The following is a 17,610-nucleotide window of genomic DNA, read 5'->3' on the forward strand; positions in this document are numbered from 1 at the left end:
GCTCCGCGCGGATGTGACGTGTCCCGAGCCGATCCGGTTCCGCCCCGCCCCGCCCGTCACGGGGGAGCGGGGACGGGCGGGGGATCGGGCCGCCGGGTCAGTTGCCGTACTCGGCCATCCCCGCGACCAGCCGCTGCGCGCCGGACGGCACCCGGATGCCGGCCCGCACGGGCGCGGTGGGCTCCGGGCCGGCCGCCAGCAGCGGCCAGAAGCGGCGCAGCCGCCGGGACGAACTCACCAGCGCGTCGAGGGTCTCGCCGTCCGCGTCGGGCCGGAGGACGGACAGCGGGAAGTGGTCGGGCATCATCGGGCATCGCTCCGATCAGGGGCCGTGGCCGCACCGCCACGGTCGACGACGGGGCCCGCCCGGCTCGGCACGGCCCCTGTCGCCGACCCTAGGCCGGGGTGCGGCGCCCCACCAGTGCTACCCGGAGGTAGTACACGTTCGACGTCAACGGGTGCCACCATGGCGGTGCGGGCGGGGCTGCTTGCGGCACTCTTGCTGCTGCCCGGCCGGGGCCCGGTACCGTGAGTGGGTTCACCCGTGCCTGCCCGTTGGCCCTGAAGCCATCCTGAGGAGACCTCCCGTGCGTATCGCCGTCGCCGGCTCGATCGCCACCGACCACCTGATGACGTTCCCCGGTCGGTTCGCCGACCAGCTCGTCGCCGAGCAGCTGCACACCGTGTCGCTGTCCTTCCTGGTCGACACCCTGGACATCCGCCGCGGCGGGGTCGCCCCGAACATCGCGTTCGGCATGGGCGTGCTCGGGCTGCGCCCGATCCTCGTCGGCGCGGCCGGCGCGGACTTCGCGGAGTACCGCAGCTGGCTGGAGCGCAACAACGTGGACTGCACCTCCGTCCACATCTCCGAGACCCGCCACACGGCCCGCTTCATGTGCACCACGGACGAGGACCACAACCAGATCGCCTCGTTCTACACCGGCGCCATGGCGGAGGCCCGCAACATCGAGCTCAAGCCGATCGCCGACCGCGTCGGCGGCCTCGACCTCGTCCTGATCGGCGCCGACGACCCGCAGGGCATGGTCCGCCACACCCAGGAGTGCCGCACCCGCGGCTACGCCTTCGCCGCCGACCCCTCCCAGCAGCTGGCCCGCCTGGAGGGCGACGACATCCGCGAGATCGTCGACGGCGCCGCGTACCTCTTCACCAACGAGTACGAGGCCGCGCTGATCGAGACCAAGACCGGCTGGGACGCGGACGAGCTGCTCACCCGGGTCGGCACCCGGGTCACCACCCTGGGCAGCAAGGGCGTGCGGATCGACCGCAAGGGCGAGGCCCCGATCCTGGTCGGCTGCGCCGCCGAGGAGGCCAAGGTCGACCCGACCGGCGTCGGCGACGCCTTCCGGGCCGGATTCCTGACCGGCCTGTCCTGGCAGCTCGAGCTGGAGCGCGCCGCCCAGCTCGGCTGCATGCTCGCCACCCTGGTGATCGAGACCGTCGGCACCCAGGAGTACGAGCTGCGCCCGGTCGCCTTCCTGAAGCGCTTCGAGGCCGCCTACGGCGCCGAGGCCGCCGCGGACGTCCGCGCGCACCTGGTCAGGTAATCGGGCCCCTCAGGACCGGCGCACCACCAGGTAGGCCGAGCCCCGGTCGCCGCCGAAGTCGGCGGCCGGGGCCTCGCCCGCGTACTCCTGGCCGCGCATCCCGCACCAGGCCGGGATGTCCAGCCGGGCCGCCTCGTCGTCCGCCAGCACGGCGACGGTGCCGCCCAGCGGCACCTCGCCGATCCGCTTCGCCAGCTCGATCACTGGCAGCGGGCACCGCTTGCCCAACGCGTCGAGCACGAGGGTCTCCGGCGTCCCCGCCGCCGGGGCCGCCACCGGCGCCGGCAGGTCCAGCCCGAGCGGCGCCCGCACCCCCGCGACCAGGTCCGGCAGCACGGTGAGGAAGCGCTCGACGTCCTGCTCCGACGTGCCGGTGGGCAGCGAGACCCGGACGTTGCCCTCGGTGAGCACCCCCATCGCGGCCAGCACGTGGCTCGGGGTCAGCGTCGAGGAGGTGCAGGAGGAGCCGGAGGAGACGGCGAATCCGGCCCGGTCCAGCGCGGTGAGGAGCACCTCGCCGTCGACGTACAGGCAGGAGAAGGTGACGATGTGCGGCAGCCGCCGCACCGGGTCGCCGACCACCTCGACCTCGGGCACCAGCCGCGGCACCCGGGCCCGGATCCGCTCCACCAGCGCGTGCAGCCGGGCGTTCTCCTGCTCCGCCGCGGCCCGCACCGCCCGCAGCGAGGCGGCCGCGGCGACGATCGCCGGGACGTTCACGTAGCCCGGGACCCGCCCGCTCTCGCGCTCGTCGGCTGGCAGCGGCGAGGCGTAGCGGACGCCCTTGCGCACCGCCAGCACCCCGACCCCGGGCGGCCCGCCCCACTTGTGCGCGCTCGCGGTCAGCAGGGACCAGCCGGCGGGCACGTCCACCCGGCCCACGCTCTGCGCCGCGTCGACCAGCAGCGGGACGCCGGCCTCCCGGCAGCGGTCGGCGACCTCGCCGACCGGCTGGACGGTCCCCACCTCGTGGTTGGCGCTCTGCAGGACGGCCAGTGCGGTGTCCGCCCGCAGTAGTGCGGCGAAGGCGTCCGGGTCGACCCGTCCGGTGCGGTCCACCGGCGCCACCGAGACGGTACTCCCCTCGGCCTCCCGGCGTTCCGCGACGTGCAGCACACTGGAGTGCTCCACCGCGGAGTGCACCAGGTGGCCGCCGCGCCGCCGGTTCCCGCCCAGCGCGCCGAGCACGCCGAGCTGCACCGCCTGCGTCCCGCTCGCGGTGAAGGAGATCTCGTCGGCCCGCGCCCCGAGGGCCTCGGCGACCGTTTCGCGGGCGGCGTCCAGCAGCATCCGGGCCTGCCGGCCGGAGCGGTACAGCCGGGCCGGGTCGGCCCAGCCCTCGTCCAGGGCGGCGGTCAGCGCCTGCCGTGCGACGGGGTGCAGGGGGGCCGTCGAGGCCGCGTCGAAGTACACGGTCACATTTAACGGCACTCCCGGGGGCGTTCCGGCGGGGCGACATCACTTACCGGCCGTCAGTCGATCACCCCGAATGTCCGCTTCGTCCGCACCCGACGGGTCGTCACCCGGGTTGTTCGAGGTGATCCCCCGATCGGGCGTATCGACCTCGAATGCCTGCGATGACCTGCGGTGCAGCCCTTGCCGGGCCTGATCGGGCGACCGGGCGGCGCGTTACGGGGGGCTCCCCGTCAGGAGCGCATAAGGCTGGAGTAGGGTTTGGCCCGCATAAGCATTCAAACCGTGCCCGTGGACGGGTCGCCGGGGAGGCTCACAATCCTCCACGGGGCGACGCGAAGGCGGGCGAGACTTCGGGAAGGCGCTACGTGAGTCCCAACGGCTCCGACCGCTCGCCGCGGCGCACGATGCGGCGGAAGCTGCCTCAGGCGCTGGCACTGGGCCTCGTCATCGCGACCGCCACCGGCTGCTCGGCCAACGACCTCCCCAGGCTTGGCCTCCCGAGCCCCGTCACTGAGCAAGGACCCCTGGTCCTTCACATGTGGCAGGGCTCCTGGATCGCGGCACTGGTGGTCGGCGCACTGATGTGGGGTCTGATCCTCTGGAGCGTGATCTTCCACCGGCGCAAGCGCACCGGTGTGGAGGTTCCTCCGCAGACCCGGTACAACGTGCCCATCGAGGCGCTCTACACCGCGGTCCCCATCATCATCGTCTCGGTGCTCTTCTACTTCGTCGCCCGCGACGAGTCGAAGCTGATCTCCGTCTCCGAGAAGCCGCAGCACGTGGTCAACGTGGTGGGCTTCCAGTGGAGCTGGGCGTTCAACTACGAGAACACCGAGACCCCCGACCCGGCCAACAAGGACGCCGCGTACGAAGTCGGTACGCCCAAGGACGCTCCGACGCTGTGGCTGCCGGTCAACGAGACGGTGCAGTTCCGTCTCACCTCGCGTGACGTCATCCACGACTTCTGGCCCGTCAACTTCCTGATGAAGATGGACGTCGTGCCGGGCGTGGTGAACAAGTTCGAGGTCACCCCCAACGTCAAGGGCGAGTACATGGGCAAGTGTGCCGAGCTGTGTGGCACCGACCACTCGCGCATGCTGTTCAACGTCAAGGTCGTCGACCGCGCCGACTACGACAAGCACCTGGCGGAGCTGCGAGCCAAGGGCCAGAACGGCGCGGTGCCCTCCGGCGTCATCTCCATGGGAAGTGAAGACAAGTGACCATCCTCAACGAGCCCGCCGCGGCCGGCGGGGGCGCCGGGGCCGTCACGGTCGGGGCGCAGCGGACCCGGAAGCCGGGTTCGACCATCATCAAGTGGTTGACCACCACTGACCACAAGACGATCGGCACCCTGTACCTGGGCACGTCGTTCGCCTTCTTCCTGATCGGTGGCATCCTCGCCCTGGTCATGCGCGCCGAGCTGGCTCGTCCCGGGACCCAGATCCTGTCGAACGAGCAGTTCAACCAGGCGTTCACCATGCACGGCACGATCATGCTGCTGATGTTCGCGACCCCGCTGTTCGCGGGCTTCGCGAACTGGATCATGCCGCTCCAGATCGGCGCTCCGGACGTGGCGTTCCCGCGTCTGAACATGTTCGCGTACTGGCTGTACCTCTTCGGCTCCGTCATCGCGGTGGCCGGCTTCGTCACCCCGAACGGCGCCGCCAGCTTCGGCTGGTTCGCCTACTCGCCGCTGTCGGACGCCGTCCACTCGCCGGGTGTCGGTGGCGACATGTGGATCATGGGCCTGGCCTTCTCCGGCTTCGGCACGATCCTCGGTGCGGTCAACTTCATCACCACGATCATCTGCATGCGCGCCCCCGGCATGACGATGTTCCGGATGTCGATCTTCGTCTGGAACGTCCTGCTGACCGCCGTGCTGGTCCTGCTGGCCTTCCCGGTCCTGGCCGCCGCCCTGTTCGCCCTGGAGGCGGACCGCAAGTTCGGGGCGCACGTCTTCGACCCGACCAACGGCGGGGCGCTGCTGTGGCAGCACCTGTTCTGGTTCTTCGGTCACCCCGAGGTGTACATCATCGCGCTGCCGTTCTTCGGCATCGTGTCGGAGATCATCCCGGTCTTCAGCCGCAAGCCGATGTTCGGCTACTCCGGCCTGATCGCGGCCACCATCGCGATCGCCGGTCTGTCCGTGACGGTGTGGGCGCACCACATGTACGTCACCGGCCAGGTGCTGCTGCCGTTCTTCTCCTTCATGACCTTCCTGATCGCGGTCCCGACCGGTGTGAAGTTCTTCAACTGGGTCGGCACCATGTGGAAGGGCTCGCTGAGCTTCGAGACGCCGATGCTGTGGACGGTCGGCTTCCTGGTCACCTTCCTCTTCGGTGGTCTGACCGGTGTCCTGCTGGCCTCGCCGCCGATCGACTTCCACGTCTCGGACTCGTACTTCGTCGTCGCCCACTTCCACTACGTGGTGTTCGGCACCGTCGTCTTCGCGATGTTCGCCGGCTTCCACTTCTGGTGGCCGAAGATGACCGGCAAGATGCTCGACGAGCGCCTCGGCCGGATGACCTTCTGGACGCTGTTCATCGGCTTCCACACCACCTTCCTGGTGCAGCACTGGCTCGGCGCGGAGGGCATGCCCCGCCGCTACGCGGACTACCTGGCCTCGGACGGCTTCACCACGCTGAACACCGTCTCGACCATCGGTTCGTTCATCCTCGGCCTGTCGATCCTGCCGTTCATCTACAACGTGTGGAAGACGGCCAAGTACGGCGAGAAGGTCGAGGTCGACGACCCGTGGGGCTACGGCCGCTCGCTGGAGTGGGCGACCTCCTGCCCGCCGCCGCGGCACAACTTCCTGACGCTGCCGCGGATCCGTTCCGAATCGCCGGCCTTCGACCTCCACCACCCGGAGATCGCCGCGCTGGACTACCTCGAGAACCACGGTGAGCCTGCCAAGCACCTCGCCGGCGTGACCCCGGCGAAGTACGACGCCCCGAAGCTGGACAAGGGCAAGAAGGAGGGCGACGCCTGATGAAGGAACAGGGAAAGATCTTCCTCGGCCTCGCGGTCTTCGTCCTGGCGATGGCCATCACCTACGGCCTGTGGACCAACCACTCGGACCTGGGCATCGAGGCGGCCGGCACCACCGCGCTGTTCCTGGCCTTCGCCCTCTGCGCCTTCATCGGGTACTACCTGGCCTTCACCGCCCGCCGGGTGGACAGCGGCGCGGGTGACAACCCCGAGGCCGAGGTCGCGGACGACGCCGGCGAGCTGGGCTTCTTCGCCCCGCACAGCTGGCAGCCGCTCTCGCTGGCGATCGGTGGCGCGCTCGCGTTCATGGGCGTGATCTTCGGCTGGTGGCTGATGTTCTGGGCGCTGCCGGTGATCCTGGTCGGCCTCTTCGGCTGGGTCTTCGAGTTCTACCGGGGCGAGAACCAGAACCAGTAGTCCTCCGGTTCGAGCCACGCACACCAGGGCCGCTCCTCCCGCACGGGGGGAGCGGCCCCGTTGCGTCCCCGGGGTGACGGACTCACTCACCCGGGCGAACCCGGGGTCGCTCGGATGTCGCTTCTCCGGACGCCGTTCCTACGATCTGATCAATCGTGCGAACCCCGGAGGCGGTCATGCCCGACAGGCGCGGAATCGCAGGCATCGGCGGCATCTCGCTGGCCCTCGCAGTGCTGGCCCCGCTGGCCGCCTGCTCGTCCGGCGACGAGGAGGCGGTCGGCCCCCATCGGATCGACGCCGCCCCGCTGGTCCACCTCTCGGCCGAGGGCAAGGTCGACCCGTCCCAGCCCGTCACCGTCACCGCGGTGGACGGCAGCAGGCTCACCGACGTCACCGTGGTCGGCCCGGACGGGCGGGTGGTGGCCGGGCAGCTCGCCGAGGACCAGCGCAGCTGGCGGACCACCGGCCGGCTCAAGGCCGCCACCGACTACTCGGTGCGGATCGCCGCCGACGACGGCAAGGGCGGCCGCGGCGACACCACCGCGGGCTTCAGCACCCTGGCCGCCCAGCGGCTGCTGACCGCCAAGCTCGGCCCGGACTCCTCCGGCACCGGCGTCTACGGGGTGGGCCAGCCGCTCACCGTGCAGCTCTCCGAGGCCGTCAAGGACCCGCAGGCCCGTCAGGAGGTAGAGCGCCTGCTGACGGTCACCTCCCAGCCCGCCGTCACCGGCGCCTGGTACTGGGTGGACGACAAGAACCTGCACTTCCGTCCGCAGGAGTACTGGCCGGCCGGGACCACCGTCTCGCTGGCCTTCGACGCCACCGGCAGCCGCATCGCCGACGGCCTCTACGGCGGCGACCGCAGCACGCTGCGGCTGCGGATCGGCGAGCGGGTCGAGTCGGTGGTCGACGCGGCCGCCCACGAGCTCACCCTCAAGAGGGACGGCGAGGTGGTCCGGACGATCCCGGTGACCACCGGCAAGCCCGGCTTCGACACCCGCAACGGCGTCAAGGTGGTGCTCGGCCAGGAGCGCTCGGTCCGGATGAGCGGCGAGACGATCGGCATAGCCGCCGGCAGCTCGGAGTCCTACGACCTCAACGTGGAGTGGGCCACCCGGGTGACCTGGAGCGGCGAGTACGTCCACGCGGCGCCCTGGTCGGTCGGCTCACAGGGCGTGGCGAACGTCAGCCACGGCTGCACCGGCATGAGCACCGACAACGCCAAGTGGTTCTACCAGAACACCCGGGTGGGGGACCTGGTGACGGTGGTGAACAGCCTCGGCGCCACCATGGAGCCGTTCGGCAACGGCTTCGGGGACTGGAACCTCACCTGGACGGACTGGGTCAAGCACAGCGCCCTCGGACAGCCCGTCAGCACCACCGAGCCGCCCGCCCAGGCGCACGCCTCCGGGATGGTCCGCCCCGAGGTCTGACCGGCCTCCGGCACGGCCCTGCGACCGGCCCTCCCGGACCCTAGGCCTCTGGGAGGGCCAGCCGCAGGGCGGTGTCCACCGCGGCCAGGGCGTCCGCGCGGGAGAGCCCCAGCCGGCTCGCCCGGTCCGCGTAGTCGGCCGCCGCCGCGGCGGCCAGCCGGTGCGCGGTGTCACCGGTGGCGGCGATCAGCGTGCCTCGCCGGCCGTGGGTCTCCACCACGCCGTCCGTCTCCAGCTCCCGGTAGGCCCGGGCCACCGTCCCGGCGGCCAGTCCGAGCTCCTCGGCCAGCGCCCGGACGGTGGGCAGCCGAAGCCCCGTGGGCAGCTCGCCGGAGCGGGCGCGCTCGGCGATCTGGGCCCGGATCTGCTCGTACGGGGGAGTGGCGGCGGCGGGGTCGACGGACAGCTGCACGGTGGCTCCTGGGGGCTGCGGACGGGTGGGGCCGGTCGGACGGGGCCGGGTGGAGGGGGCGGGTCCGACGGGGTCGGGCGGGGGACGGCAAAGCCCGAGGGCCGCCGACCAGAAGAACTCTGGTCAGCGGCCCTCGGGTGCGACGCCGCGGGGCGTACGGGATCAGTGGTGGCCGTGGCCGCTGGTGATCTCGTGGTGCTCCTCGGAGGTCGGCTTGGGGATCTGGGCGCCCTCGCCGTAGAAACCGCGGGAGAGCTTGGCCCGGGTGCGGGTGAGGAGGCCGGCCCGGTGGGCCACGCCGTTCTCGTCCGCCTGGGCGGGCAGCTCGACCGGCTGGACCTGCTCGTGGGCGGTGAGCTTGAAGAGGTCCTTCTGCGGCAGCTGGGCGTGCACCTCGACGAACTCGCCGTGCGGCAGGCGCTTGATGACACCGGTCTCGCGGCCGTGGAGCACCTTCTCCTTGTCACGGCGCTGGAGGCCGAGGCACCAGCGCTTGGTGACGATGAAGGTGATGACCGGGACGACGAAGAAGCCGACGCGGACGAAGTAGGTGATCGAGTTGATCGACAGGTGCAGGTGGGTGGCGAACAGGTCGTTGCCACCACCGACCAGGAGCACCAGGTACAGGCTGATCCAGGCGGCGCCGAGCGCGGTGCGGACGGGCGCGTTGCGCGGGCGGTCCAGGATGTGGTGCTCGCGCTTGTCGCCGGTGATCCAGCCCTCGATGAAGGGGTAGACGGCGATGGCGACCAGGACCAGCGGGAAGATCATCAGCGGGATGAACACACCCAGGTTCAGGGTGTGGCCGCCCCAGACGCTGATCTCCCAGCCCGGCATGACGCGGATCAGGCCCTCGGAGAAGCCCATGTACCAGTCCGGCTGGGCGTCCGTGGACACCTGGTCGGGGCGGTAGGGGCCGTACGCCCAGATCGGGTTGATCGTGGCGATCGCCGAGATGGCGGCGATGAGGCCGAACACCAGGAAGAAGAAGCCACCGGCCTTGGCCATGTAGACCGGCATCAGCGGCATGCCGACGACGTTCTTCTCGGTCTTGCCCGGGCCCGCCCACTGGGTGTGCTTGTGGTAGAAGACCAGGATCAGGTGCGCCACCAGCAGGCCGAGCATGATGCCCGGGATCAGCAGCACGTGGATCGTGAAGAAGCGCGGCACGATGTCGTGGCCGGGGAACTCGCCCCCGAACAGGAACATCTGCACGTAGGTGCCGACCAGCGGGACGGCGAGGATCGCGCCTTCCATGAAGCGGATGCCGGTGCCCGACAGCAGGTCGTCCGGCAGCGAGTAGCCGAAGAAGCCGTCGAACATGCCCAGGACCAGCAGCAGGAAGCCGAAGACCCAGTTGATCTCACGGGGCTTGCGGAACGCGCCGGTGAAGAACACGCGCATCATGTGCACGAGCATCGCCGCCACGAAGACCAGCGCGGCCCAGTGGTGGATCTGGCGGATCAGCAGACCGCCGCGGACCTCGAAGCTGATGTCGACCGTCGACGCGTACGCCTCGGACATCCCGATGCCCTTGAGCGGGACGTAGGAGCCGTTGTAGACGACCTCGGCCATCGAGGGCTTGAAGAACAGCGTCAGGTAGACGCCGGTCAGGATGATGATGACGAAGGTGTAGAGGCAGATCTCGCCCAGCATGAAGGACCAGTGGTCCGGGAAGATCTTGCGCAGGTTGGCCTTGGCGAGGGAGTAGATCCCCAGCCGGCCGTCCGTCCAGTCAGCGGCGGCTTCCCACTTGTTGGCGGGCTTGGCGCGCGTGCTGGCGGGCTTGGTGGCACCGGAGGTGGTGCTGCTCGCGCTACTCATCGAGCACGCTCCCAGTAGCTCGGGCCGACGGGCTCGTCGAAGTCGCCGGTGGCGACCAGGAAGCCCTTCTCGTCAGTGGTGATCTTCAGCTGCGGCAGCGGGTGGCCGGCCGGGCCGAAGATGACGCGCGCGCCGTCCGCCAGGTCGAAGGTCGACTGGTGGCAGGGGCAGAGCGCGTGGTGGGTCTGCTGCTCGTAGAGGCTGATCGGGCAGCCGACGTGGGTGCAGATCTTCGAGTAGGCGAGGATGCCCTCGAAGCCCTTCTCACGCGACTTGTCGTCCTTGATGTCCTCCGGTGCGATGCGCACCAGCATCAGGGCGTCCTTGGCGATCGCCTGCTGGAAGTCCTCGTCGTGGACGTGCAGGCCCTCGGGCATGGCGAACGTCAGCGAGCCGACGACGACGTCCTCGGCCTTCATCGGCTGGCTGGTGTTCATGTTGATGAGCTGGATCGGGTGGGCCGGGGTGGCCTCGTTCCAGCCCGTCTCCTTCAGCTTCTTCTCGGGCAGCGGCCCGAGGTCGCGGAGGAGGACGACGCCCGAGAGCGGGACGAGCGCCATCGAGCCGATGAGGGTGTTGCGGATCATCTTGCGACGGCCGAAACCCGACTCGGCGGCACCGGTCTGGAACTGCTGGATGACGTCCGCGCGGACCTCGTCGTCGGCCTCGATCGGGTGACGCTCGGCCGGCAGCTCGACGTCCGACATCAGGGTGCGGGCCCAGTGGACCGCGCCCGCGCCGATCATGAACAGCGCGACGCCCAGGGTCAGGCCGAGCGCGAAGTTCAGCGCGCTGACGTGACCGAGCGGGAAGATGTAGACGATCTTGTCCGGGTCGATGGCCACGTACGAGGCGATGAAGCCGACGGTGGCGAGCATCGAGACCACGAACATCAGCGAGACCTGACGCTCGGCCCGCTTGGCGGCCCGCTCGTCGATGTCGGTGCGACGGGGCTCGTGGGCCGGCAGGCCCGGGTCGGCGAACGGGTCGCCGTGACCGGCGACCTCGCCGGCGGAGCCGTGCGACTCCGGAAGCTTCTCTTCTGACATGTCGTGGCTCATGACTTCTTGGCCTTGGTGGTGTGGGCGGCGACCCAGATCGCGACCGCGATGAGCGTCCCGAGACCGAAGATCCAGCCGAACAGGCCCTCGGTCACCGGACCGAGGCTGCCGAGCGTGAGACCGCCGGGGTTGGGCTCATCGGAGGTGGTGTGGCGGACGAAGGCCACGATCTGCTTCTTCTGCTCCTCGGGCATGGTGGTGTCCGGGAACGACGGCATGTTCTGCGGGCCGGTCTGCATGGCCTCGTAGATGTGCTTGGCGTCCACGCCCTCCAGCGACGGGGCGTACTTGCCCTTGGTCAGGGCACCGCCCTGGCCGGCGAAGTTGTGGCACTGGGCGCAGTTGGTGCGGAACAGCTCGCCACCCTTGGAGATGTCGTCCGGGTTGGTCGAGGTGTACTGCTCCTGGCTCGGCGTCACCGGGCCGGGGCCGAGCGACGCCACGAAGGCGGCGAGCTGGTCGATCTCCGCCTGCGAGTAGATGTTCTTCTTGCGCGGCACCTGGGCGCCGGGCTGCTGGGCCGGCATGCGGCCGGTGCCGACCTGGAAGTCGACGGACGCGGAGCCGACGCCGACCAGGCTAGGACCGTCGCTGCTGCCCTGGCCGTTCAGGCCGTGGCAGGAGGAGCAGCCCACGGCGAAGAGCTTCTTGCCCTCATCGATCGCGAGCGACTGCGCGGCGACGTCCGCCTGCGCCTTGTCGGCGGGCGCGAACGCGGCGTACAGCCCCCCGGTTGCCGCCAGGGCGAGAAGTAGGACGACCAGCGCCGCCAATGGGTGGCGCCGTCGTGCGGAGAGCTTTTTCACGGAATAACCCCGGTGTCAGGATCTGGTCGACTGGTGGGTGCACCCGGCGGCCGGTCTGGCCGGCACGAGGCTGCCTGTCTAGGGCTGCGCGCGCGGTCGGTCGGTTGGGAGCGTCGCCACCGGCAGAATCGGCCCGACGCCGGTGAGGGCGGGGCCGGAGCCGGTGGCCAGCGACCTGATCAGCTGGTTACTTGATCAGGTAGATGGTCGCGAACAGGCCGATCCACACGACGTCGACGAAGTGCCAGTAGTACGACACCACGATCGCGGCGGTGGCCTGCTCGTGCGTGAAGCGCTTGGCTGCGTACGTCCGTCCCAGGACCAGCAGGAAGGCGATCAGACCACCCGTCACGTGCAGACCGTGGAAGCCGGTGGTCAGGTAGAACACCGTGCCGTACGGGTCGGAGGACAGCGACAGGCCGTCCTTCTTGACCAGCTCGGTGTACTCGAAGATCTGGCCGCCGATGAAGATCGCGCCCATCACGAAGGTGATGACGAACCACGAGCGGAGCTTCTTCACGTCCCCGCGCTCGGCAGCGAACACACCGAGCTGGCAGGTCAGCGAGGAGAGCACCAGGATCGTGGTGTTGACCGAGGAGAACGGCACGTTGAGTGCGCTCGCCTTCTCGGTCCAGAACTCCGGCCCCTTGACGGAGCGGAGCGTGAAGTACATCGCGAAGAGGGCCGCGAAGAACATCAACTCGGAACTGAGCCAGACGATCGTTCCGACGCTGACCATGTTCGGCCGGTTGACCGATCCGTGCGCGTGCCCGGTTTCTACTGCTGTTGCTGTCGCCACGACGGACATTATGTCGGTCCCTTATTCCGTCTTCACGCCGGGGGGTCTCCCTCGGAGTGTCCGGTGCGTGCGGTATGCCCCCCTGGGGGGCGGCGGGGTGCCCGGACGGGGGCTGAGCAGCGGCGTGTCCCTTTTCTGACGGTTCCTCGGAGGGCCCTACGACCCCCTTGCCCTGCGTGTCGTTGCACGCCCTGCAGGGCCTCCCGGGGTAGTGCGGGGGCGCCCTGTCGGCCGTACGGGTGGACCGGGCGGGTCCGGGTGACGGCGCGTCCTCCGGGCGGGTGAGCCCCGGGCGCGGCGGCTTGGGGAGGGAACGTCCGCGAGGGGGCCTCGACGGCGGGTGATCGGGAGTAGCATCCGGATCAGGCGAACGTGGTCCGGATCACACTTGAGGGAGCAGGGCCCATGGCGTACACGACCGACGAGACGCTCACCGTCCTCGTCTACAGCGACGACCGCAACACCCGCGAGCAGGTGCTGACGGCACTCGGCCGCCGGCCCGCCGAGGACCTTCCGGAACTGTCCTACCTGGAGTGCGCGACCACCCCCGCGGTGATCAAGGCCCTGGAGAAGGGCGGCGTGGACCTCTGCGTGCTGGACGGCGAGGCGGTTCCGGCCGGGGGGCTCGGGCTCGGGCGCCAGCTGAAGGACGAGATCTACGGCTGCCCGCCGGTGCTGGTGCTGATCGGCCGGCCGCAGGACTCCTGGCTGGCCGCCTGGAGCCGGGCCGACGCCGCGATCTCCCACCCGGTGGACCCGGTGGCGCTGGCCGAGGCCGTCGCCACCCTGCTGCGGGCCCGACTGGCCAAGCGGGCCCCGGCCGGCCAGTGAGCCCGGCCGGTCTTCGGACCGGGCCGTCTCAGTACTAGAGAAGACAGCGCCGCGGGCACCCCGCCCCTCGATAGGCTGACTCCATCCGTACGGACGTCCCCCCGCCGCGGGGAGACCGACAACAGCTGGAGTCAGCCATGGTGAACGTGAACCCTGCGAACGGTGGTACCGACCCCGCGCAGGTGGTCCGCACCTGGCCGGACGTCCTGGCGGCGCTGTTGAAGGGGGAGGACCTCGACCGCTCGTCCACCGCGTGGGCGATGGACCGGATCATGAGCGGCGAGGCGTCCCCCGTCCAGGTGGCCGGCTTCATGGTCGCGCTGCGGGCCAAGGGCGAGACGGTCGACGAGGTCACCGGCCTGGTCGACGCCATGTACGCGCACGCCGAGCCGCTCACCGTCCCCGGGCCGGCGGTGGACATCGTCGGCACCGGCGGTGACCGCGCCAAGACGGTCAACATCTCCACCATGTCGGCGATCGTCGCGGCCGCGGCCGGCGCCAAGGTGGTCAAGCACGGCAACCGGGCCGCCTCCTCGGCGAGCGGCTCCTCCGACGTGCTGGAGAAGCTCGGCGTCCGCCTCGACCTGCCCGCCCGGCGGGTCGCCGAGGTGGCCGAGGAGGTCGGCCTCACCTTCTGCTTCGCGGCCAAGTTCCACCCGTCGATGCGCCACGCCGCCACCGCCCGGCGCGACCTCGGCGTGCCCACCGCCTTCAACATCCTCGGCCCGCTGACCAACCCGGCCAAGGTGACCTCGCACGCGATCGGCTGCTTCGACACCCGGCTCGCCGGGCTGATCGCCGGGGTGCTCGCCCGGCGCGGCTCGACCGCCCTGGTGTTCCGCGGCGACGACGGCCTCGACGAACTGACCATCACCACCACCTCGCGGGTGTGGATCGTGCAGGGCGGCACCGTCACCGAGACCGCCTTCGACCCGCGGGACGTCGGCATCGAGCTGGTCGGCATCGAGTCGCTGCGCGGCGCGGACGCCTCCTACAACGCCGAGGTCGCGCGCCGGATGCTGGCCGGGGAGCGCGGGCCGGTGCGGGACGCCGTCCTGCTGAACACCGCGGCCGCGCTGGTCGCGCTGGACCTCGGCGAGGCGCCGCTCGCCGAGCAGCTCGCGGCCGGCATGGAGCGGGCCGCGCGGGCCATCGACTCCGGGACGGCGCAGGAGCTGCTGCGCCGCTGGTCGGAGGCGACCAGCCGGATCTGAGGCGGTCGCAGGGCCCGCGCCGGGAAGCCGGTGCGGGCCCCGGCACGTCCGGGGGCGTCCGGATGGTGGACGGTCGTTTGACCACCCGGCGCGGGCCGACCTAGAGTCCTGTCCAGGTCATGAGTGACAGCGTCAAGCCCCAGCTGGCTGTCCGGCAACCCTCCGTCCGTGGCGGGGTGCCCTGGGTGAGGACCGGGTCGCTCGGCGAATCGTCCGTGCGGCAAGCGCGGACGCCGGACGACTCACACTCCCGGGGTCCCACACCCAGGAGGAGTGCATCCCCGTGTCGATCGCCACCGAAATCTGCGCCCCGCTCGCCGTCCTCGGCCACGACGTCCAGGTCCCGCTCGCCAACGGCGAGAAGGTCGGCTACGCGGCGCTCGACTACGCGGCCAGCTCCCCGGCGCTGCAGCGGGTCTGGGACGACGTCGCCGCCTACGCCCCCTACTACGGCAGCGTGCACCGCGGCGCCGGCTACCTCTCGCAGCTCTCCACCGACCTGTTCGAGCAGAGCCGCCGGACCGTCACCGAGTTCCTCGACCTGCGCGAGGGCGACCAGGTGGTCTTCACCCGCGCCACCACCGACTCGCTCAACCTGCTCGCCTCCGCCGTCCCGGCCGGCACCCGGGTGTTCGCCTTCGAGACCGAGCACCACGCCTCGCTGCTGCCCTGGGCCCACGCCGGGCTGGACGTCCGCTACCTGCGCGCCCCGCGCTCGCACGCCGAGGCCGTCGCCGCCCTCGACGCCGCGCTCGCCGACGCGCCCGAGGGCCCCAAGCTGCTCTGCGTCACCGGCGCCTCCAACGTGACCGGCGAGCTGTGGCCGGTCGCCGAGCTGACCGCGACCGCCCACCGGCACGGCGCCCGGGTGGTGCTGGACGCCGCCCAGCTGGCCCCGCACCACCGGGTCTCGGTGCGCGAGCTGGACGTCGACTGGATCGCCTTCTCCGGCCACAAGATCTACGCACCGTTCGGCGCCGGCGTGCTGGCCGGCCGGGCTGACTGGCTGGACGCGGCCGAGCCGTACCTGGCCGGCGGCGGCGCGACCCGGACGGTGGCCCGGCAGGACGACGGCTCGGTGGCCGTCCAGTGGCACACCGGCCCGGCCCGGCACGAGGCCGGCTCGCCGAACGTCATCGGCGCCTACGCCATCGCGTCCGCCTGCCGGGCGCTGACCGAGGCCGGCTTCGACGCCCTGGAGGCCCGGGAGCGGCAGCTGGTCGCCCGGCTGACGGCCGGCCTGGCGGAGATCCCGCAGGTCAAGGTGCTGAACCTGTTCGGTGCCGGCTCGGCCCGGGTGGGCGTGCTGTCCTTCGTCGTCCAGGGCTGGAACAGCTCGCACTTCTCGGCCGCGCTGTCCGCCGAGTACGGCATCGGCGTCCGCGACGGGCTGTTCTGCGCGCACCCGCTGCTGCGCACCCTGCTCGGGGACGAGGACGTCGCCCCCTCCGAGTGCGGTGCGCCGGAGCCCTCGCTGCCGGGCGAGCGCAGCCTGAACGCGATCCGGGTCAGCTTCGGGGCCGGCACGCCGGACGAGCACGTCGACCGCTTCCTGACCGCCGTCCGGGAGCTGGTCACGGACGGCGCGGCCTGGAACTACCGCAACGAGGGCGGCCGCTGCGTCGCCGACACCCGCCGGCAGGGCTGAGCGGCCCGGGAGCCGGCGGGGACTACTCGTCCAGGCCGAGCGCGAACGCCGCCTCCAGGTCGTGCTGGGAGTAGGTGCGGAAGGCGATCTGGGTCTCGGTGTGGGCCACGCCCGGGACCTTGTTCAGCCGTCCCGGGATGACCTCGGCCAGGTCGTCGTGCCGGCGCACCCGGACCATCGCCACCAGGTCGTAGCCACCGGTCACCGAGTACACCTCGCTGACGCCCTCGATGGCTGCGATGGCCTCGGCGATCTCCGGGATGCGGTCGACACTGGTCTTGATCAGGACGATGGCGGTGATCACGTTCGGCTCCTTTGTGGGGTGCCGCCAGCGTATCGGGCGTCAGCCGGGTCGTCTCGGGGGGTGGCTGACCACCGTGCAGGCGTAGAGGAAGCCCGCCGAGAAGCCGATCACGTGCACCAGGTAGGCCACCCCGGGCCCGGCCGCGTGGACCGACCACCACTGCAGCGCGAACCAGAGGCCGAGCACCAGCCAGGCCGGGAAGCGCAGCGGCAGGAACAGCAGCAGCGGGACCAGCGTCGTCACCCGGGAGCGCGGGTGGAAGCGCAGGTAGGCGCCGAGGACGGCGGAGATCGCACCGGAGGCGCCGATCAGCACCCGGGTCGAGTCAGCGGAGTGCGCCTCGGCCAGGGCGAAGCCGTACGTGGCCACGCTGCCGGCGGCCAGGTAGAAGACGGCGTACCGGGCGCGGCCGAGCCGTAGTTCGACGGTGGGGCCGAAGACGTGCAGGAAGAGCAGGTTGCCCAGCAGGTGCAGCCAGCCGGCGTGTAGGAAGAGCCCGCTGAGCACCGACAGCGCCGGGTGCTTGCCCGGGGTCGGGGCGGCCGGGCAGCCGGGGACGGGGTCGGGGGCCTCGGCCAGTTGCCCGGCGGTCAACGGGTGCCCGGTCAGCAGCTCGACCGGGACGGCGCCCCAGCGCTGCTCGTACCGCTGCTCCGCGCAGACCCGGGTCTGGCCGGTGCCGTACAGCGGGTTGAGCCCGGCGGCCGGGCCCAGCAGGAACACCAGGGTGTTGAGCGCGATCAGGGCGTAGGTGACCACCGGGGCGGGCACGGCCGGCCGGCCGTCCCGCTCGTCGGTGTGGCCCGGGGCCGTCAGCGCCATGCGGCCAAGCATCCCTCCGGCCCGGGCGGGTGACACCGCGCTGTACGGCAGGTGGCCTACTCGGGGC

At 71.1% G+C, this 17,610-nt stretch carries 17 protein-coding genes and 1 riboswitch; of the genes, 8 read left to right on the forward strand and 9 right to left on the reverse strand.

Annotated features, from left to right (window positions below; genetic code table 11):
• Window positions 1-97: 97 nt before the first annotated feature.
• Complete coding sequence (locus ACIRS1_RS04555) at window positions 98-307, reverse strand: hypothetical protein (protein ID WP_387898334.1); 210 nt, start codon at window positions 305-307, stop codon at window positions 98-100.
• Window positions 308-587: 280 nt separating this feature from the next.
• Here ACIRS1_RS04555 and ACIRS1_RS04560 point away from each other — a divergent pair, with 280 nt between their 5' ends.
• Window positions 588-1,565, forward strand: a complete 978-nt coding sequence (locus tag ACIRS1_RS04560) for a carbohydrate kinase family protein (protein WP_360207492.1) — start codon at window positions 588-590, stop codon at window positions 1,563-1,565.
• A 9-nt stretch (window positions 1,566-1,574) separates the two neighbouring features.
• Here ACIRS1_RS04560 and ACIRS1_RS04565 read toward each other — a convergent pair whose 3' ends face one another.
• Entirely contained in the window at window positions 1,575-2,984 is a 1,410-nt protein-coding gene (locus ACIRS1_RS04565; RefSeq protein WP_402836743.1) for a cysteine desulfurase/sulfurtransferase TusA family protein, read from the reverse strand.
• 362 nt (window positions 2,985-3,346) lie between these two features.
• Between ACIRS1_RS04565 and coxB the strand changes: the two genes are divergently transcribed.
• The 4 genes from coxB (at window position 3,347) to ACIRS1_RS04585 (ending at window position 7,822) form a co-directional block, all read left to right on the forward strand.
• Complete coding sequence (coxB, locus tag ACIRS1_RS04570) at window positions 3,347-4,201, forward strand: cytochrome c oxidase subunit II (protein WP_360207488.1); 855 nt, start codon at window positions 3,347-3,349, stop codon at window positions 4,199-4,201.
• The gene (gene ctaD, locus ACIRS1_RS04575; RefSeq protein ID WP_387898338.1) at window positions 4,198-5,973 is read left to right on the forward strand and encodes a cytochrome c oxidase subunit I; all 1,776 of its coding nucleotides are present in this window, start codon (window positions 4,198-4,200) and stop codon (window positions 5,971-5,973) included. The genes coxB and ctaD overlap by 4 nt, the downstream gene beginning before the upstream one ends.
• Complete coding sequence (locus ACIRS1_RS04580; RefSeq protein WP_360207486.1) at window positions 5,973-6,389, forward strand: cytochrome c oxidase subunit 4; 417 nt, start codon at window positions 5,973-5,975, stop codon at window positions 6,387-6,389. The genes ctaD and ACIRS1_RS04580 overlap by 1 nt, the downstream gene beginning before the upstream one ends.
• Window positions 6,390-6,565: 176 nt before the next feature.
• Window positions 6,566-7,822 (forward strand): Ig-like domain-containing protein, encoded by a 1,257-nt coding sequence (locus ACIRS1_RS04585; protein ID WP_360207483.1) that lies wholly within the window; start codon window positions 6,566-6,568, stop codon window positions 7,820-7,822.
• Between the two features lie 40 nt (window positions 7,823-7,862).
• On the opposite strand, the gene ACIRS1_RS04590 is transcribed toward ACIRS1_RS04585, so the two are convergent.
• From ACIRS1_RS04590 to ACIRS1_RS04610, 5 genes are all read right to left on the reverse strand, one after another.
• Entirely contained in the window at window positions 7,863-8,234 is a 372-nt protein-coding gene (locus ACIRS1_RS04590; protein ID WP_402836746.1) for a GntR family transcriptional regulator, read from the reverse strand.
• A 162-nt stretch (window positions 8,235-8,396) separates the two neighbouring features.
• Window positions 8,397-10,058, reverse strand: coding sequence for a ubiquinol-cytochrome c reductase cytochrome b subunit (locus ACIRS1_RS04595; RefSeq protein ID WP_360207478.1), 1,662 nt, complete (start codon window positions 10,056-10,058; stop codon window positions 8,397-8,399).
• Window positions 10,055-11,107 carry a Rieske 2Fe-2S domain-containing protein gene (locus ACIRS1_RS04600; RefSeq protein WP_360207475.1) on the reverse strand — a complete coding sequence of 351 codons (1,053 nt, stop codon included), beginning with the start codon at window positions 11,105-11,107 and terminating at the stop codon, window positions 10,055-10,057. The genes ACIRS1_RS04595 and ACIRS1_RS04600 overlap by 4 nt, the downstream gene beginning before the upstream one ends.
• An 8-nt stretch (window positions 11,108-11,115) precedes the next feature.
• Entirely contained in the window at window positions 11,116-11,925 is an 810-nt protein-coding gene (locus ACIRS1_RS04605) for a c-type cytochrome (RefSeq protein ID WP_360207472.1), read from the reverse strand.
• Between the two features lie 187 nt (window positions 11,926-12,112).
• Window positions 12,113-12,733, reverse strand: a complete 621-nt coding sequence (locus tag ACIRS1_RS04610; RefSeq protein ID WP_360207470.1) for a heme-copper oxidase subunit III — start codon at window positions 12,731-12,733, stop codon at window positions 12,113-12,115.
• Between the two features lie 396 nt (window positions 12,734-13,129).
• Here ACIRS1_RS04610 and ACIRS1_RS04615 point away from each other — a divergent pair, with 396 nt between their 5' ends.
• The 3 genes from ACIRS1_RS04615 to ACIRS1_RS04625 all read left to right on the forward strand — a co-directional run bounded on the left by ACIRS1_RS04615 (window position 13,130) and on the right by ACIRS1_RS04625 (window position 16,417).
• Entirely contained in the window at window positions 13,130-13,555 is a 426-nt protein-coding gene (locus ACIRS1_RS04615; protein WP_360207467.1) for a hypothetical protein, read from the forward strand.
• A gap of 137 nt (window positions 13,556-13,692) precedes the next feature.
• Complete coding sequence (trpD, locus tag ACIRS1_RS04620) at window positions 13,693-14,769, forward strand: anthranilate phosphoribosyltransferase (RefSeq protein ID WP_360207464.1); 1,077 nt, start codon at window positions 13,693-13,695, stop codon at window positions 14,767-14,769.
• 115 nt (window positions 14,770-14,884) lie between these two features.
• Window positions 14,885-15,002: riboswitch (SAM riboswitch) on the forward strand.
• Window positions 15,003-15,052: 50 nt separating this feature from the next.
• On the forward strand, window positions 15,053-16,417 hold the full coding sequence (locus ACIRS1_RS04625) for an aminotransferase class V-fold PLP-dependent enzyme (protein ID WP_360207462.1): 1,365 nt from the start codon (window positions 15,053-15,055) through the stop codon (window positions 16,415-16,417).
• Between the two features lie 22 nt (window positions 16,418-16,439).
• On the opposite strand, the gene ACIRS1_RS04630 is transcribed toward ACIRS1_RS04625, so the two are convergent.
• Window positions 16,440-16,721 (reverse strand): Lrp/AsnC ligand binding domain-containing protein, encoded by a 282-nt coding sequence (locus ACIRS1_RS04630; RefSeq protein WP_030240061.1) that lies wholly within the window; start codon window positions 16,719-16,721, stop codon window positions 16,440-16,442.
• Window positions 16,722-16,760: 39 nt separating this feature from the next.
• Window positions 16,761-17,543 (reverse strand): rhomboid family intramembrane serine protease, encoded by a 783-nt coding sequence (locus ACIRS1_RS04635; protein WP_402836750.1) that lies wholly within the window; start codon window positions 17,541-17,543, stop codon window positions 16,761-16,763.
• Between the last annotated feature and the right edge of the window lie 67 nt (window positions 17,544-17,610).

The organism is Kitasatospora sp. NPDC101176 (assembly GCF_044768035.1).
Lineage (GTDB): Bacteria > Actinomycetota > Actinomycetes > Streptomycetales > Streptomycetaceae > Kitasatospora.

Coding starts and splice junctions, on each gene's coding strand:
- ACIRS1_RS04555 (WP_387898334.1), bottom strand. CDS start 307: ATGATGCCCGACCACTTCCCGCTGTCCGTCCTCCGGCCCGACGCGGAC.
- ACIRS1_RS04580 (WP_360207486.1), top strand. CDS start 5,973: ATGAAGGAACAGGGAAAGATCTTCCTCGGCCTCGCGGTCTTCGTCCTG.
- ACIRS1_RS04585 (WP_360207483.1), top strand. CDS start 6,566: ATGCCCGACAGGCGCGGAATCGCAGGCATCGGCGGCATCTCGCTGGCC.
- ACIRS1_RS04595 (WP_360207478.1), bottom strand. CDS start 10,058: ATGAGTAGCGCGAGCAGCACCACCTCCGGTGCCACCAAGCCCGCCAGC.
- ACIRS1_RS04600 (WP_360207475.1), bottom strand. CDS start 11,107: ATGTCAGAAGAGAAGCTTCCGGAGTCGCACGGCTCCGCCGGCGAGGTC.
- ACIRS1_RS04610 (WP_360207470.1), bottom strand. CDS start 12,733: ATGTCCGTCGTGGCGACAGCAACAGCAGTAGAAACCGGGCACGCGCAC.
- ACIRS1_RS04615 (WP_360207467.1), top strand. CDS start 13,130: ATGGCGTACACGACCGACGAGACGCTCACCGTCCTCGTCTACAGCGAC.
- trpD (WP_360207464.1), top strand. CDS start 13,693: ATGGTGAACGTGAACCCTGCGAACGGTGGTACCGACCCCGCGCAGGTG.
- ACIRS1_RS04635 (WP_402836750.1), bottom strand. CDS start 17,543: ATGGCGCTGACGGCCCCGGGCCACACCGACGAGCGGGACGGCCGGCCG.